This window comes from Rhodococcus sp. PSi06, from assembly GCF_054960675.1.
Genome location: NZ_JBHNYO010000019.1, coordinates 49,580 through 64,271, shown reverse-complemented (window position 1 = coordinate 64,271; position 14,692 = coordinate 49,580). Strand labels below are relative to the sequence as shown.

Annotated in this window: 16 protein-coding genes; 8 read left to right on the top strand and 8 right to left on the bottom strand. The window is 64.5% G+C overall.

The window, feature by feature from the left end; all coding sequences use genetic code 11:
• Positions 1-42 precede the first annotated feature (42 nt).
• A complete protein-coding gene (gene arsC, locus ACFI9K_RS22260) occupies positions 43-390 on the bottom strand; it encodes an arsenate reductase (glutaredoxin) (RefSeq protein ID WP_462665515.1) in 348 nt (115 codons plus the stop codon).
• Between the two features lie 62 nt (positions 391-452).
• On the opposite strand from arsC, the gene ACFI9K_RS22255 reads away from it, so the two are divergent.
• From ACFI9K_RS22255 to ACFI9K_RS22245, 3 genes are all read left to right on the top strand, one after another.
• Positions 453-1,121, top strand: a complete 669-nt coding sequence (locus ACFI9K_RS22255) for an SDR family oxidoreductase (RefSeq protein ID WP_462665514.1) — start codon at positions 453-455, stop codon at positions 1,119-1,121.
• A gap of 10 nt (positions 1,122-1,131) precedes the next feature.
• Positions 1,132-1,500, top strand: coding sequence for a GntR family transcriptional regulator (locus ACFI9K_RS22250; RefSeq protein WP_462665513.1), 369 nt, complete (start codon positions 1,132-1,134; stop codon positions 1,498-1,500).
• A gap of 66 nt (positions 1,501-1,566) precedes the next feature.
• Positions 1,567-1,989 carry a DoxX family protein gene (locus ACFI9K_RS22245; RefSeq protein ID WP_462665512.1) on the top strand — a complete coding sequence of 141 codons (423 nt, stop codon included), beginning with the start codon at positions 1,567-1,569 and terminating at the stop codon, positions 1,987-1,989.
• Positions 1,990-2,014: 25 nt separating this feature from the next.
• Here ACFI9K_RS22245 and ACFI9K_RS22240 read toward each other — a convergent pair whose 3' ends face one another.
• Positions 2,015-3,526, bottom strand: a complete 1,512-nt coding sequence (locus ACFI9K_RS22240) for a dolichyl-phosphate-mannose--protein mannosyltransferase (protein ID WP_462665557.1) — start codon at positions 3,524-3,526, stop codon at positions 2,015-2,017.
• Between the two features lie 107 nt (positions 3,527-3,633).
• Here ACFI9K_RS22240 and rsmI point away from each other — a divergent pair, with 107 nt between their 5' ends.
• On the top strand, positions 3,634-4,458 hold the full coding sequence (rsmI, locus tag ACFI9K_RS22235; RefSeq protein WP_462665511.1) for a 16S rRNA (cytidine(1402)-2'-O)-methyltransferase: 825 nt from the start codon (positions 3,634-3,636) through the stop codon (positions 4,456-4,458).
• Positions 4,459-4,462: 4 nt separating this feature from the next.
• On the opposite strand, the gene ACFI9K_RS22230 is transcribed toward rsmI, so the two are convergent.
• Both ACFI9K_RS22230 and ACFI9K_RS22225 read right to left on the bottom strand, forming a co-directional pair.
• Positions 4,463-4,891: an SRPBCC family protein gene (locus ACFI9K_RS22230; RefSeq protein ID WP_462665510.1), complete on the bottom strand. Its 429-nt coding sequence runs from the start codon at positions 4,889-4,891 to the stop codon at positions 4,463-4,465.
• A 14-nt stretch (positions 4,892-4,905) separates the two neighbouring features.
• The gene (locus ACFI9K_RS22225; protein WP_462665509.1) at positions 4,906-5,925 is read right to left on the bottom strand and encodes an alpha/beta hydrolase; all 1,020 of its coding nucleotides are present in this window, start codon (positions 5,923-5,925) and stop codon (positions 4,906-4,908) included.
• A gap of 172 nt (positions 5,926-6,097) precedes the next feature.
• Between ACFI9K_RS22225 and ACFI9K_RS22220 the strand changes: the two genes are divergently transcribed.
• The gene (locus tag ACFI9K_RS22220) at positions 6,098-7,477 is read left to right on the top strand and encodes a WS/DGAT/MGAT family O-acyltransferase (RefSeq protein WP_462665508.1); all 1,380 of its coding nucleotides are present in this window, start codon (positions 6,098-6,100) and stop codon (positions 7,475-7,477) included.
• A gap of 71 nt (positions 7,478-7,548) precedes the next feature.
• Here the strand turns inward: ACFI9K_RS22220 and metG are convergent, their stop codons facing one another.
• The gene (metG, locus tag ACFI9K_RS22215; protein WP_462665507.1) at positions 7,549-9,093 is read right to left on the bottom strand and encodes a methionine--tRNA ligase; all 1,545 of its coding nucleotides are present in this window, start codon (positions 9,091-9,093) and stop codon (positions 7,549-7,551) included.
• 21 nt (positions 9,094-9,114) lie between these two features.
• On the opposite strand from metG, the gene ACFI9K_RS22210 reads away from it, so the two are divergent.
• The 3 genes from ACFI9K_RS22210 (at position 9,115) to rsmA (ending at position 12,067) form a co-directional block, all read left to right on the top strand.
• Positions 9,115-9,942, top strand: a complete 828-nt coding sequence (locus ACFI9K_RS22210) for a TatD family hydrolase (RefSeq protein ID WP_462665506.1) — start codon at positions 9,115-9,117, stop codon at positions 9,940-9,942.
• A gap of 102 nt (positions 9,943-10,044) precedes the next feature.
• Positions 10,045-11,172 carry a transglycosylase family protein gene (locus ACFI9K_RS22205; protein ID WP_462665505.1) on the top strand — a complete coding sequence of 376 codons (1,128 nt, stop codon included), beginning with the start codon at positions 10,045-10,047 and terminating at the stop codon, positions 11,170-11,172.
• The gene (gene rsmA / locus ACFI9K_RS22200; RefSeq protein ID WP_462665556.1) at positions 11,165-12,067 is read left to right on the top strand and encodes a 16S rRNA (adenine(1518)-N(6)/adenine(1519)-N(6))-dimethyltransferase RsmA; all 903 of its coding nucleotides are present in this window, start codon (positions 11,165-11,167) and stop codon (positions 12,065-12,067) included. Before ACFI9K_RS22205 ends, rsmA begins: the two co-directional genes overlap by 8 nt.
• A 3-nt stretch (positions 12,068-12,070) precedes the next feature.
• On the opposite strand, the gene ACFI9K_RS22195 is transcribed toward rsmA, so the two are convergent.
• The 3 genes from ACFI9K_RS22195 to ACFI9K_RS22185 are packed head-to-tail and all read right to left on the bottom strand — an operon-like array spanning position 12,071 to position 14,493.
• Positions 12,071-12,574, bottom strand: coding sequence for a hypothetical protein (locus ACFI9K_RS22195; protein ID WP_462665504.1), 504 nt, complete (start codon positions 12,572-12,574; stop codon positions 12,071-12,073).
• Positions 12,575-12,618: 44 nt separating this feature from the next.
• Positions 12,619-13,491 (bottom strand): DNA/RNA non-specific endonuclease, encoded by an 873-nt coding sequence (locus ACFI9K_RS22190; protein WP_462665503.1) that lies wholly within the window; start codon positions 13,489-13,491, stop codon positions 12,619-12,621.
• Between the two features lie 12 nt (positions 13,492-13,503).
• On the bottom strand, positions 13,504-14,493 hold the full coding sequence (locus ACFI9K_RS22185; RefSeq protein WP_462665502.1) for a helix-turn-helix transcriptional regulator: 990 nt from the start codon (positions 14,491-14,493) through the stop codon (positions 13,504-13,506).
• Positions 14,494-14,692 lie beyond the last annotated feature (199 nt).

The following is a 14,692-nucleotide window of genomic DNA, read 5'->3' as shown; positions in this document are numbered from 1 at the left end:
TCGACATTACTTCAGGTCTGCGGACCCGGCGAGGGAAGTTCGTCAGAGGACGGTGTGCACTCTGTCGGCGGGTCGCGCCAGCACGGTTCCCTTCTCTGTCACCACGATTGGGCGTTCGATCAGAATCGGGTGCTCGATCATCGCAGCGATCAGCGTATCGGCGTCCGCGGATGCGAGGTCGAGTTCCTTGTAGATGCTTTCGCGGGTTCGAACAGCCTGGTGCGGTTCGAGACCGGCGTCGGCGAGGAGAGTGCGGAGCTCGTCCTCGGTGGGCGGTGACTCGAGATACCGAATGACTTGCGGCGTGATGCCCGCTTCTTCGATCGCTTTCAGCGCGGTACGGGAGGTGTTGCACCGGGGATTGTGGTAGATGGTCGCGGTGGCGGTCATGTTTGCAATCCTCCCACGCGGGTAGCCAAGCCGACAGATTCACGCCAGGAACGGGAGTGGTTATGACGGACAAGCGGATTGTCATTGCAGGTGGACACGGACAGATTGCTCAGCATCTGACGCAGGTGCTGACGGCGCACGGAGATCGCGCGGTGTCGCTGATTCGCAACAGCGATCACGTCGACGCTGTCACCGCACTCGGCGCTCTGCCGCAGGTGATCGACCTCGAATCTGCGTCCGTCGACGACGTGGCGGCCGTACTCGAGGGTGCGGATGCAGTGGTCTTCGCGGCCGGTGCCGGCCCCAACAGTGGTCCCGAGCGCAAGGACACCGTCGATCGCGCGGGTGCAGTACTGCTGGCGGATGCGGCCGTGAAGGCCGGCGTCAGTCGGTACGTACTGATCAGCTCGTTCGGCGCAGGAGAACCGGTCGCCGACGACGTGGACGATGGCTGGAAGGCCTACATCGACGCGAAAACTGCTGCGGAGGAATATGTTTCGGGCAAGGACGGTCTCGATTGGACAATCTTGCGTCCGGGCAAGCTGACGGACGAGGATCCGACCGATTCGGTATCACTCACCGAGCCTCCGCTCGAGCCGGGCGAGGTGACGCGTGCCGACGTGGCCGCCGTCATTGCGACACTGCTCGATACCGGCGCAGCCGTACGCAAGATTCTGATGTTGACGTCGGGTTCGACGTCGATCACCGACGCAGTCGCCGCGGTTGGTTGAGGCACGGACTGTGCGCGTTCATATCGATTCGTCGAACACGACCCCGGTGTTCGAGCAATTGAGAATGCAGATTCTCAACCTGGTTCGATCGGGCGACTTGATTGCCGGCACCAAGATTCCGACGGTTCGCGGTCTCGCGGAGGAGCTGAAGATCGCGCCGAACACGGTGGCCAAGACGTACCGTGAGCTCGAACAGCAGGGCGTCATCGAGACGCGTGGTCGGTCGGGTTCGTTCGTCGCTTCGGGCGGCGATCCATCGCGCGATATCGCGGCGCGAGCCGCGACGGAATTCGTTAGAACGGTTCGGTCCGTCGGCCTGGACGCCGACCAGGCTCGCTCGTTCCTCGAAGCTGCACTGAAGGGTGCAAACGACCGCTAAGTTGACGCTTCAACATACTTCTGACATCGTGATGCGGCCCATGTAGCCGTGTCAGAAGGATGTCCCATGAACTCCACCCTCGTCCGCGACGCCGTCGCCCTCGTAGCTCGCATCGGTCTGGGAGTCGTCTTCATCGCTCACGGCTGGCAGAAGCTGAACACCTACGGACTCGACGGTGCCGCGTCCAGCTTCGAGATGATGAACATCCCGCTGCCCACGGCGTCCGCATACTTCGCCACGTTCGTCGAGCTCATCGGCGGGGGTGCCCTGGTGCTGGGCATCTTCACCCCGATCGCCGGTCTGCTGCTCTTCCTCGACATGCTCGGTGCCGCGGTCTTCGTGCACTTCGAGCACGGTGTGTTCGCAACCGACAACGGTTACGAGCTGGTCGTGGCTCTCGGTGTCGGCGCATTGCTGCTGGCCGCATTCGGTGCCGGACGCATCAGCATCGACGGATTGACCAAGGGCAAAACCGCAATTCTTGCGTAGGTCTGGGCCAGGTGCCGCCGGCGCGCTAACGCCAACTCGGCAGCCATAGCTGTTCCTGCCACATCTGCGGCGTGATCGGCATCGCGGTGAGGATCGGCCACAGCCAGACGAAATTCGCGATCACCACGGCGAGGTACAGGGCCACCAGTAGTAGCCCGGTACCTCGCCGTTCCGCCGACGCCGTCGCCTTTCCGATGATGTCGCCCAGTACCAGAGCAAAGCCCATCACCATGAACGGTGCGAGCGCCACCGCGTAGAAGTAGTACATCTGCCGGTCCAGCGTGGTGAACCAGGGCAGCAGTGCTGCGGAGTAGCCCACCAACACCGCGGCGTAACGCCAGTCGCGCCGAACGAGCACCGACCAGGTCACCCAGGCCAGCATCGGCAACGCCAACCACCACATCGCAGGTGTGCCGATGAGCATGATCGCCTTCACACACGAGGACGCCGAGCAGCCGGACACGTTCTCGCCGTCGGCGAAGTAGTAGAGCATCGGGCGCAGACCCATCGGCCACGTCCACGGCTTCGACTCCCACGGGTGCCGATTACCGGCCGAATTAGTCAGTCCCTCATGGAATTGCAGCACACTGCCGCTGTAGAACCAGAGGGAGCGCAGCGCGTCGGGAACGAACGAGAACGGCCCGCCCGTGCCGATGGCGCTGCCGACCTCGTGCCGGTAGACGCCGGTCTCGGAGGTGAACCAGGCCCACCAGGTCATCAGATACACCGCGATCGGAACGACCACCAAGGCGTAGAGCGCAGGGCCGACGTCGCGTACGGCCGTTCCCCGCCACGGACGCCCGACGCCGTACGAACGACGTGCGGCCACATCGAATGCCACACTGAGCAATCCGAAGAAGGCGATGAAGTACAGGCCGGACCACTTGGTGCCACAGGCGAGACCCAGCATGATGCCGGCTCCGAATCGCCACCAGCGCACTCCCATTCGTGGACCGAGGACGCTGACGTCCATTCGGCCCTCGTCGCGCACTCTCGACAGCCGTCGTCGCATGTCGTCTCTGTCGACGATCAGACAACCCAGCGCCGCGGTGACGAACAGTGCGAGAAAGATGTCCAGCATGCCGATTCGACTGCTGACGAAGGCGACCCCGTCGACGGTCAGCAGGATTCCGGCAATCGCACCGACCAGCGTCGATCGGGCGAGTCGTCGCACGATACGAATCACCAACAGCACCAACAGAGTTCCGGCCACTGCCGACGAGAATCGCCAACCCCACCCGTTGTAACCGAACAGCGCTTCTCCAACGGCGATCAGCTGCTTGCCCACCGGTGGGTGCACCACCAGTCCGTAGGCCGGGTTGTCCTCGAGCCCTTCGCCGGTGAGTACCTGATATCCCTGCGGGGCATAGTGCTTCTCGTCGAAGACCGGAGTGCCCGCATCGGTGGGGTAGCGCAGCATCGTGAAACGCGTGATCGCGCAGATGGCGGTGATGACGAGAGTGACGATCCAGCCGCGCCTGGCATCGGTGTCGTGGAACCAGTCGCGCGCGGCAACGGTCGGCCCGGGACTGACCATCGACCGGTCGCCGGAGCGCACAGAGGTCAGCAAGGTCACGTACCGATCGTAGGCGTTGCTCGGCAGTGCCCGACGAGCCACGCCACCGCATGCGGGACACTGGAGGCATGCTCATCCTTGCCGCCACCCCGATGGGCGACGTCGGTGATGCCTCGCAGCGCCTGCGCGACGCCCTCGGCAGTGCCGACGTCGTCGCCGCCGAGGACACCCGGCGCACCAAACAGCTCGCGTCCGCGCTCGGCGTGGTGATCGCAGGCAGAGTGGTCAGCTTCTACGACCAGGTCGAGACGGCTCGCCTGCCTGCCCTGGTCGAGGCGGTAGCCGAGGGCAGAACGGTGCTGTTGGTCACCGATGCCGGGATGCCGTCGGTGAGCGATCCCGGTTACCGACTCGTGGCTGCATGCGTCGAGGCCAACCTGCCGGTGACGTGCCTGCCCGGACCGTCGGCAGTGACCACCGCTCTTGCGCTGTCCGGGCTACCGGTCGAGCGGTTCTGCTTCGACGGCTTCGCGCCGCGCAAGCAGGGACAGCGACGCACGTATTTCCAGTCTGTACTCGCCGAACCACGTGCCATCGTCTTCTTCGAGGCACCTCATCGCCTCGTGGCGTGTCTCGAGGACGCCGTGCACGTACTCGGTCCCGATCGCCGCGCCGCGGTGTGCCGAGAGCTCACCAAGACCTACGAGGAGGTGCGACGCGGCGGACTGGGTGAGTTGCTCGAGTGGGCGCAGAGCGGCGTACGCGGTGAGATCACCGTCGTACTCGAAGGAGCGGTCGCCGTCGCCGAGGAACCCGAGGATCTCGTGGCCACCGTCGAAACGCTGGTGGCGTCGGGCATGCGCTTGAAGGACGCCTGCGCCCAGGTGGCGGTCGACGGCGTCTCCAAACGAGCGGTCTACGAAGCGGTTCTGGCGGCCCGGCAGGCGGAGTAGCCGCTCAGCCCACTACTTGCTGACGAAGTCCCTCGGTCGCCGCTTCGAGAATGGTCTTGGTGCCCTTCTTCACGAGGAAGCCGGGCAGCGGAACCTTGGGGTCGACGGTCAGCTCGAACTCGACGTGGGTGCCGTTTCCCTTGGACGTCAGGGTGTATCGGCCTTCCTGAGCTTTCTGCTGGGTGCTCTCCACCAAGCTCCACGACACCTCGTTCTCTTTCCAGGTGTACTCGACCAACTGCTCGTCGTTGACGCCGATGATCGAGACGTTCATCTTGACGTGGTTGGGCCGGCCGTCCTCGAAGCGATCGACCACCTCGCACTTCTTGTGCACCGGAGACCACGATGGGATGCCTTCGACGTCCGCGAGGACGTCGAGAATGGTCGCTGCGTCGGCGTCGATGTCGACGGACTTGTTCACTGTGACTGCCATGGGGAGAAGGTATCTCAGCTTTCTGTACGGGGGCTGACGTTATGGGCGAACTCGCCGATGGCGCGGAGCGCGCGTCGGGCTTCGGGGACGAAATCGGCTGCCTGGAACACGTGGACCTGATCCTCGTAGACCTGAAGTTCGCAGTCGACGCCGGCGACCGCGAGGCGCTGAGCCATGAGTTCGGCGTCGGCATAGACCATTTCGGTCGAGCCGACCTGAATCAGCACCGGCGGCAGGCCGGTGAGGTCGCCGTCGACGGGGGAGACCCGCGGGCCACGTTGACCCTCGACGACGATGCGCGCATCGACGCGGTCGGCCAGTGCGGTCAGTGCGGGAACTGCGTTCGACGGGAAGACCGAACACTTCTTTGCGTTCTCGTGGTCGAGTTTGCCGGTGGGGTCCATATCGGTCAGCGGAGACATGGCGAAGATTCCGGCCGGTGCGGGCAGTCCGACGGTACGCAGCGCCAGGGTGACCATGAACGCCAGATATCCGCCCGCCGAATCGCCGCCCATGAGGATCTGATCCGGGCGGTAACCGGAATCGAGCAGGAAACGGTAGGCGTCGACTCCGTCCTCCACTGCGTGCGCGATCGGGTTGCGCGGCATCATGCGGTAGTTCACCGAGAGCACTGCGCCGTCGACGCTCTTGGAGACCCGCGAGGTCATCCGGCGATGGGTGCGCAATCCGCAGCAGACGAACGCGCCGCCGTGCATGTACAGAACGACACGATCGTTTCCGCTGCCTTCCGCCCGGATCCATTCGGCCTCGCACTCGGCGAGCATGACGCGACTGCGGGTGGTGCCGCTGATCTGGGGGACGAGCAGGCCTGCGTAGTCGACCAGACCCATCGGCCAGGGGAGCGACGGTGCCTGGGCCCACACCGTCAGGAACGGACGCACGGTGAACTGCAGGTATTTGGACAGGATCTGCGACTGCAGGCTCGCTCCGCGGATATCGCGTCGGCGCGCAGTGGCTGCCGGGTCGGTTGTTTTCACTACGGTGAGCGCCGGATTCATAGCCGTCGCCTCCATCCCCGTTGGCGGTGCTCGGCGCGTCTGCGCCGTGCGTTGGAATCCCCGTCTTATTTGGAACCCCTGGTAACGGACAATAGCGGGTGGGTTTTCGCCACCGCACGTAAGGTCGTGTTCTGAGTCACATTCGGTGCCGTACCGTGACACAAAACAAATGGAAAAGGGACAGCTCATGGCACTCATGCCCATCACCGAATCGATGTTTCTGATCGCCGAGTCACGGGAGCACCCGATGCACGTGGGCGGGCTGCAACTGTTCGTTCCCCCGGGCGATCCGCACGAGTTCGCGCAGGAGGTGCACCACAAGTTCACCACCGGTGAAGTACACGAGCTGTTCCGCAAGCGGCCTGCCCGGCCCGTTCAGATCATGGGAAACCTGGCGTGGGCCTACGACCCGGACGTCGACTTCGAGTACCACGTCCGACGCACCGTGTTGCCGTCGCCGGGACGCATCCGGGAGTTGTTCCAGTTCTTGTCTCTGAATCACAGTGCACCGTTGGATCGGTATCGGCCGATGTGGGAGCTGCACATCGTGGAGGGGCTCGCCGACGGTCGAATTGCGTTGTACACCAAGATGCATCACTCCTTGGTCGACGGCGTCAGCGCTCTCAAGCTGTCGATGCGCACTCTCACGAACGATCCGGACGACCGCAACGGGGTGGCCACCTGGGACCCGTCGTTGTTCCGCAAGCGCACCAAGCAGGTCGACTCCGAGCAGCCCGGGCGGTTGGCACAGCTCGGTAGCGGGCTCTCGTTGGGTCGCAAGATTGCCGGCGATCTGGTGGATTTCGCGCCGGCATCCGCTCGAATCGGGTTGCGCGCGTTGAAGAAAGAAGGGGCGCAGCTGCCGTTGCAAGCGCCGAGGACGATGTTCAACGTGCCGATCGGTGGAGCCCGCCGATTCGCCGCCGAGAGCTGGTCGATCGAGCGCATTCGCACAGTGGGTACGGCGCTCGACGCCACGCTCAACGACATGGTGCTCGCGATGTGCGCCGGAGCACTGCGCGCCTACCTCATCGATCAGAACGCGTTGCCCGAGGAACCCTTGATCGCGATGGTGCCGGTGTCGCTGCGCAAGGAAGACGACGACAAGGACGCCGGAAACTCGGTGACGGTCATCCTGTGCAATCTGGGAACCGACGAATCCGACCCCCTGCTGCGGCTCGAGCGCATCAAGGACTCGACCGTCAAGGGCAAGCAGATGATGAGCGAGCTGAACACCCTCGAGGCTCTTGCTGTCGGCGCAATCACCATGGCCCCGTTACTGTTCGGACCGGTGCCGGGATTCGTCGATTACACCCCGCCACCGTTCAACGTCATCATCTCCAACGTGCCGGGGTCCAAGGAGGATCTGTACTGGAACGGCGCGAAACTCGACGGCATCTACCCGGCATCGATCGTGGCCGACGGGCAGGCACTCAACATCACTGTCGCCAGCAACGGCGATTCGTTGAACTTCGGGCTCATCGGGTGTCGACGCAGTGTGCCGCATCTGCAGCGCATGCTCACCCATCTGGAGAACACGTTGGAGGAGCTCGAGAAGACGTTGTGAGAGCGGCTTCGCCGCATGTGAGTGGAACCTCGTAGCCCACTACGAGGTTCCACTCACAAGCGCGGAGCGCTCTACTCGTACTTGGGGAACACCGGCGTCGGGGTCGGGAGAGCATTGCCGGGCACCGAACGTGTTGCGATGTCGGTGAATTCGCGATTCGAGGCCCCGAGCAGGTCGAGGATGCGTGACGCGGAATCGGGCATCACGGGCTGAGCCAGGATGCTCACGATGCGCAGCACCTCGATCGTCACGTACAGCACGGTGGCCATGCGATCGGGGTCGGTCTTGCGCAGCACCCACGGTTGCTGCAGCGAGAAGTAGCGGTTGGTCTCGCCGAGTACCGACCAGATCGCCTCGAGCGCGGAATGCAGTGCCTGCACCTCGAATTCGCGGCGGCAGATCTCGAGCAGTGCGTCCGCGCGAGCCAGCATCGCCTCGTCCTCGGCGGTGAACTCGCCCGGTGTGGGTAGCTGTCCTTCGAGGTTCTTCGCCACCATGGTCAACGAACGCTGCGCGAGGTTGCCCAGTTCGTTGGACAGATCGGCGTTGACGCGGGCGACGATCGCCTCGTGGCTGTAGCTGCCGTCCTGCCCGAACGAGACTTCGCGCAGGAAGAAGAAGCGCACGGGGTCGAGGCCGTAGTTCTCCACCAACGACTGCGGATCCAACACGTTGCCCAGCGACTTGGACATCTTCTCGCCCTTGACGTTCAAGAATCCGTGTACGAACACCCGCTTGGGTAGTTCGATGCCTGCGGACATCAGGAACGCCGGCCAGTAGACCGTGTGGAAACGCGTGATGTCCTTGCCGATGACGTGCAGATCGGCGGGCCAGAACTTCCGATATTCCTCCGAGTCTGTCTCGGGGAATCCTGCGCCGGTGAGGTAGTTGGTCAACGCGTCGACCCAGACGTACATCACGTGCGCGGGATCGCCGGGCACCGGCACACCCCAGTCGAACGTGGTGCGCGAGATCGACAGATCGCGGAGACCGCCCTTGACGAAGTTGACGATCTCGTTGCGGCGCGTGTTCGGCGAAATGAAATCCGGTGCCGCGTCGTACATTTCGAGCAGTTTGTCCTGATACTGCGAGAGCCGGAAGAAGTACGACGGTTCCTCGGTCCACTCGACGGGAGTGTTGGTCTCCGTCGCGGTGCGGGAGCCGTCCTCGTTCAGGGTGGTCTCGGCCTCGGTGTAGAACGCCTCGTCGCGCACCGAATACCAACCGGAGAACGCATCGAGATAGATGTCGCCGTTCTCCTCCATCCGTCGCCACAGTTCCTGACTCGCGGCGTGATGGTCGGCGTCGGTGGTGCGGATGAAGCGTCCGTACGAGATCTTCAACAGATCCTGTGCAGTCTGGAAAGCGTCGGAATTGCGCGCCGCCAGCTCTCGGACGTCGATGCCCTCGGTCTGAGCGGTCTGTTGCATCTTGAGCCCGTGCTCGTCGGTTCCCGTCAGAAAACGCACGTCGTAGCCGTCGAGGCGCTTGAAGCGCGCGATGGCGTCGGTGGCGATGTACTCGTAGGCGTGCCCGATGTGGGGTGCACCGTTGGGGTACGCGATTGCCGTGGTGACGTAGAAGGGTGGCCGTGAGGCATCAGCTGGCGCAGTCATGGTGCGCCTACTCTATCCAGCGTGAGTAGAGAACGTCCCGCGCCACCGCTGCCCGATGCCGTCGGCACCCTCGTCGACGCGCACACCCACCTCGATGCGTGCGGTGCGACCGACGCGGCGAGTGTTGCCGCAATCGTCGACCGGGCGGAATCGGTCGGTGTGACGCGAGTGGTGACGATCGCCGACGACCTCGATGCCGCACGCTTCGCCGTCGACGCTGCCTCCTGGGATCGGCGGGTATGGGCGGCGGTCGCGATTCATCCCACCCGCGCGAACGCGCTCGACGACGCAGCCAAGGCCGAGATCGAACGGCTGGCGGCTGATCCGCGGGTGGTGGCCATCGGCGAGACGGGTCTGGACTACTACTGGCCCGGCAAGCTCGACGGCTGTGCGACGGTCACCGAGCAGCACGAGGGATTTCGCTGGCACATCGACCTCGCGAAACGCCTCGGCAAGCCGCTGATGATTCACAACCGCGAGGCGGACGAGGATCTGCTGGCCGTTCTGGTCGCCGAGGGCGCTCCGGAGACAGTGATCTTCCACTGCTTCTCCGGCGGACCAGAGACCGCCAAGGCCTGCGTAGACGCCGGCTACGTTCTCAGTTTCTCGGGCACGGTCAGTTTCAAGAACGCGCATGCGCTGCGTGAGGCTGCGGTGCTGGTGCCCGACGAGCTGGTGCTGGTGGAAACCGATGCACCGTTTCTCACCCCGCATCCGTTTCGCGGTGCACCGAACGAGCCGTACTGCCTGCCGTACACGGCGCGGGCGTTGGCGGACGTCCGCGGTCAGGATCCCGGCGAGCTGGCAGCGCACGCCACTGCGAATGCCGAGCGGGTGTACGGGCTGTAGCTCCTTGGGTTGCGGGAGGGAGGCTAATTCGTTACCGTACCGTGATCGAACTCGGGCGTTTCGGCACCCGACTCACGCACGCAACCGCCAGGAATACGAAACTTGTCGACTTTCACTCGCCTCAACTCTGCCCGTTCGACCACGCTCTACCTGGTCATCGCGGCCCTGTTGATGACGCTGGTCGCCGGCGGCGTGATGGCGGTGAGCCGTCACAAGACCGTGACCATCGACGTCGACGGCGACATGATCTCGCTGAGCACGATGAAGACCGACGTCAACAGCGCCCTCGTGGACGCTGGCTACGCGCCGTCGGACAAGGATCTGGTCGTTCCCGCACCCGACTCGGGTCTGAGCGACGGCGACACCGTGGTGTTGCGCCGCGCGCGTGAGATCACGCTGAACGTGGACGGCAAGCCGGAGGAGATCTGGACCACCGCACTGACCGTCGACGAGGCTCTGCAGCAGACCGGTCTCGCCGAGGACGTGCACGTGTCGGCGTCGCGCTCCGAGCGGCTGCCCCTCGACGGCACCGAGTTGGACGTGGCCCTGCCCAAGCAGGTCTCACTCGTCGACGGAGGAAGTCCGGCAACGCCGATGACGCTCGCCGCACCGACTGTGCGCGAATTTCTCGAAGCAGCAGGTAAGCCGTTGGAAGAGGCCGACACCGTGTCCCCGGATCCCGACGCCACCGTCACCGACGGTGCCGAGATCGTCGTCACCCGCGACCGGACCGTCACCAAGACCGAGACCACCGACACCGATGCTCCAGAGCAGCGCATCGAGGATCCGACGATGAACATGAGCAAGACGGTCGTCGAGAATCCCGGCGCTCCCGGCGTCTCCGACATCACCTGGAAGATCAACATGGTCAACGGAGTGGAGGCGGGCCGCGAGAAGGTCGACGAAAAGGTCACCGTGCCGGCGCAGCCGAAAACTGTCCGCGTCGGAGCCAAGCCCGGCACCGAGGTGCCCCCGGTCGAGAACGGCGCGATCTGGGACGCGCTGGCGCAGTGTGAGGCGACCGGCAATTGGGCCATCAACACCGGCAACGGCTTCTTCGGCGGCGTGCAATTCGACCAGAACACCTGGGAGCGTCAGGGCGGCCTCAAATACGCACCGCGCGCTGACCTCGCCACCCGTGAAGAGCAAATCGCCATCGCATCGGTGACGCAGAAATCCCAGGGCTGGGGCGCATGGCCTGCCTGCACCTCGCGTCTGGGTTATCGCTAGTCCCGTAGAGTTCCGCACCGTGTCCGAACATGTGAGGGGAGCTGCGGCTCTCCTCGGTCCCGCCGAGGTCCGCTCGCTCGCCGCCGAACTCGACGTGCGGCCGACCAAACAACTCGGCCAGAACTTCGTGCACGACGCCAACACCGTGCGACGCATCGTTGCCTTGGCCGGCGTCGGACCCGATGACACCGTCCTCGAAGTAGGCCCTGGTCTCGGATCGCTGACCCTCGCGCTGCTCGATGTGGCCGACGCCGTTGTCGCGGTCGAGATCGATCCCAAGCTCGCGACGCGGTTGCCGGTCACGGTGGCCGACCGCGCCCCCACGCTGGCCGATCGGTTGACGGTGATCGAGGCGGACGCTCTGCGCATTCGTGCCGCGGACATCGTGGGAAAGCCGACCGCCTTGGTGGCCAATCTGCCGTACAACGTCGCAGTTCCGGTGCTGATCCACCTGTTCTCGGAACTGCCCAGTCTTCGGGTGGCCGTGGTGATGGTCCAAGCCGAGGTCGCCGATCGTCTCGCGGCGGTACCGGGTAGCAAGATCTACGGCATCCCGAGCGTCAAGGCCAGATTCTTCGGCGACGTCAAAAGAGCAGGCGCAGTGGGTCGTTCGGTGTTCTGGCCGGTTCCCAAAGTGGAATCGGGGCTGGTGCGCATCGACCGCTACGCCGAGCCGCCGTGGCCTACCGATACTGCCCACCGCAAGTCCGTGTTCGCCGTCATCGATGCCGCATTCGCCCAGCGCCGCAAGACCTTACGGGCCGCCCTCGCCGGCTGGGCCGGCTCACCGGTGGCCGCGGAGCGCCGACTACGAGAAGCCGGAATCGATCCGACAGCGCGGGGCGAGACGATCGATGCCGCAGCTTTCGTCCGTTTGGCTGCTACCGAGGCCTGACCGTCAGAACGGATTCATGGTCACTTCGAGTGCGCCGGACGAGGTGACTCGCTGCGGGTTGAGCTGTTGAATCAGTGCACCGGAGGTCACCGAGATCGTGTACTCCACCCACCCGAGGCCGGTATCGATGTACGCCTCGCCCCACGGGTACCTTGCGTTCCGGTCCTCGTGAGCGACGCCCGATGCGCCGGTCGTCGTGTTCCGCCATTGCACCTCGGTGTGCGACGCGAACCCCAGGAAGCGCCACATCTCGCTGTAGATCGGGTCGGTGGTCGGCGGCTGCGCGGTGATCGCCAGGAATGCGTGATACGGCCCGCCGAAATCGGACCGGAGGCCGCTGTACCCGGTTACCTCGAGCGTGTACGGCGCTTCCCAGGGATACGCGCTCGGGATCGATACCGTCGCGACATGGGAATGCGGTGCGGCCGCCGCCGTGCCGCTCGAGACGAACAGCGCTGCCACCGCCATCGCCATCGCTGCCAGTGCCGTCGTCCATCGTCTACGCATGTCGAACCCCTGTTCGTCGACGTTCCGTCAGATGCTGAGCAATGCTATTGGCATTCGGTGCGGTTCAGCGTCACGATTTCGTATCGAACCAGTTGGTTCGTTCGCAGGTGGATGTCGGACAGTCGCGTCAGTTCGGTCCACCTCGACGCTTCGGCACGGGCCGCGGCCACCGGTGCGTACCGATCGGCGTCGATCAGCAGGTCCAGTTCGAGACCGGTGGCCGACGCGATGTCGGCGACAGGAACCTGGTACGTCCGGTACGGGCCGAGAGGTGGGGGATCGGTCTCCAGTCTCAGCGGCTTGTCGAGAATCGGGTCGAGAGACGGCGACTGATCCAGAACGTATCCGGTGCAGGCCGGAGCCGAATTTTGAGACCAGACAGCGATTTTGAAGAATCGACGCGGGATGGCAACACCTCGGTAGACGGGATCTGCCGCGTCGAAGATGCAGCCGCTGAACACCGAGAGTCTTTGCCCGTATTGCTCGGCGTGGCCCAACACGTAGTCCTCGAGCCCCAGCCACAGTGTCTTCGACTGGTTCAACGTGGCGGTCTGCGGAGCACACACCGTGTAGTGGAAGGTGTCTTCGTTGGCGCGCCTGGCCACCGACAGCTCACCCCACACCGGATCTCGCCGACGAACCAGATGCCCACGGTCGAGGTCGTTGTTCGAGTACAACTCGCTGCCTGCCTGCTGAGATGCGGGCAGCCGGTCGTCCAATCGCCAATCGTCGCCGCGTTCCACATCTTTCAGGCTCGCTCCGTCGATGTTCACGCCGGTCACCGCGGCGAGGCGTCGCTCGGGATCGATGGACACCGAGAAGTGCGTGTACGGCAGCACCACCAGACCGGCGCGGTCGGGCAACGGAACGTCGATGTCGGACAGGAACTTCGGGTCGAAACCGAGTGGTGTCGTCATCGGTCCATTGACTCACGTCTCGGTTACCGGAGAGTGAACCGCCGCCAGGTAGCGCTCGTTCAATCGTGCGTGCCGCTCGGCGACCACGCGGCATTCCTCTCGCAGTTCCGGCGGGTCGATCACAGTGAAATCGGTGTCGAAGGCCGCAAGCCATCGGGCGATGGACGGTAACGAGTCACCCGAGAGGACCAGCGCGCACGAGGCGTCGTCGATGGATTCGAGTGTGCCCCACTGCTCGTCGATCATCGGGGCAATTCTCTCGATCGGAGCGTGCAACCGTATCCGCGCCTGAACCTGGGTGAACGCCCGGTCGATTCCCTTCGAGACGAACGCCGCTGCGCCGCCCGCAGGCAATTCCCGCGGAGTGAACCGCGGCCCGGTGGGAATCTTCGGAGTCAGTCGATCCACCCGATACGACCGCCAATCCTGCCGCAGCACATCCCAACCCAGTAGGTACCACCGCGCGCCCGCCCGCACCAGGCTGTACGGCTCCACTTCGCGGCGGGATTCCGAGCCGTCGTGCTTGCGGTAGTCGAAGCGCAGTCGCTCGTGCCCGTGACACACCGCAGCCACCGTCGACAACACGGCCGCGTCCACCGCAGACCGCGGTGTCTGCTCCACCACGTCGATCCGCAGAGCGTCGAGCCGATGCCGAATGCGCGACGGCATCACCTGCCGCAGTTTCGTCAGGGCTCGCAGCGACGCCTCGCCGATACCCGCCACCGACCCACCGGCGGCCGATTGCAACCCGAACGCCACCGCCAGTGCCTCGTCGTCGTCGAGAAGCAGCGGCGGCATCTCGGCACCGGAGCCGAGCTGATACCCGCCACCGACGCCCGGCGTCGCATTGACCGGATATCCGATATCGCGAAGCTTGTCCACGTCGCGCCGCAGCGTCCGCGGAGTGACATCGAGCCGCTCCGCCAGCTCCGCACCCGCCCAGTCGCGACGGGTCTGGAGCAGCGACAGCAACCGCAACAGCCGAGCCGAGGTCTCCTTCATATGCACACCATGCCACCCAATGCGGACAACTTCGGTCCGCTTTACCCACCCGATACCGCCGCCCAAGTCCACCAAATGTGACATTGACCCCCACAAAGGCCACCGAACGTCAGATTGACTCCTCTCGGGCGCTACGTCGCGTACCCCGAGCTGGGCCGCCTGGTGGTGAACTCGACCGCTGTTTCTCCACTACTGTGGT

Coding starts and splice junctions, on each gene's coding strand:
- arsC (WP_462665515.1), bottom strand. CDS start 390: ATGACCGCCACCGCGACCATCTACCACAATCCCCGGTGCAACACCTCC.
- ACFI9K_RS22255 (WP_462665514.1), top strand. CDS start 453: ATGACGGACAAGCGGATTGTCATTGCAGGTGGACACGGACAGATTGCT.
- ACFI9K_RS22245 (WP_462665512.1), top strand. CDS start 1,567: ATGAACTCCACCCTCGTCCGCGACGCCGTCGCCCTCGTAGCTCGCATC.
- ACFI9K_RS22240 (WP_462665557.1), bottom strand. CDS start 3,526: ATGGTCAGTCCCGGGCCGACCGTTGCCGCGCGCGACTGGTTCCACGAC.
- rsmI (WP_462665511.1), top strand. CDS start 3,634: ATGCTCATCCTTGCCGCCACCCCGATGGGCGACGTCGGTGATGCCTCG.
- ACFI9K_RS22230 (WP_462665510.1), bottom strand. CDS start 4,891: ATGGCAGTCACAGTGAACAAGTCCGTCGACATCGACGCCGACGCAGCG.
- ACFI9K_RS22225 (WP_462665509.1), bottom strand. CDS start 5,925: ATGGAGGCGACGGCTATGAATCCGGCGCTCACCGTAGTGAAAACAACC.
- ACFI9K_RS22220 (WP_462665508.1), top strand. CDS start 6,098: ATGGCACTCATGCCCATCACCGAATCGATGTTTCTGATCGCCGAGTCA.
- metG (WP_462665507.1), bottom strand. CDS start 9,093: ATGACTGCGCCAGCTGATGCCTCACGGCCACCCTTCTACGTCACCACG.
- ACFI9K_RS22195 (WP_462665504.1), bottom strand. CDS start 12,574: ATGCGTAGACGATGGACGACGGCACTGGCAGCGATGGCGATGGCGGTG.
- ACFI9K_RS22190 (WP_462665503.1), bottom strand. CDS start 13,491: ATGACGACACCACTCGGTTTCGACCCGAAGTTCCTGTCCGACATCGAC.
- ACFI9K_RS22185 (WP_462665502.1), bottom strand. CDS start 14,493: ATGAAGGAGACCTCGGCTCGGCTGTTGCGGTTGCTGTCGCTGCTCCAG.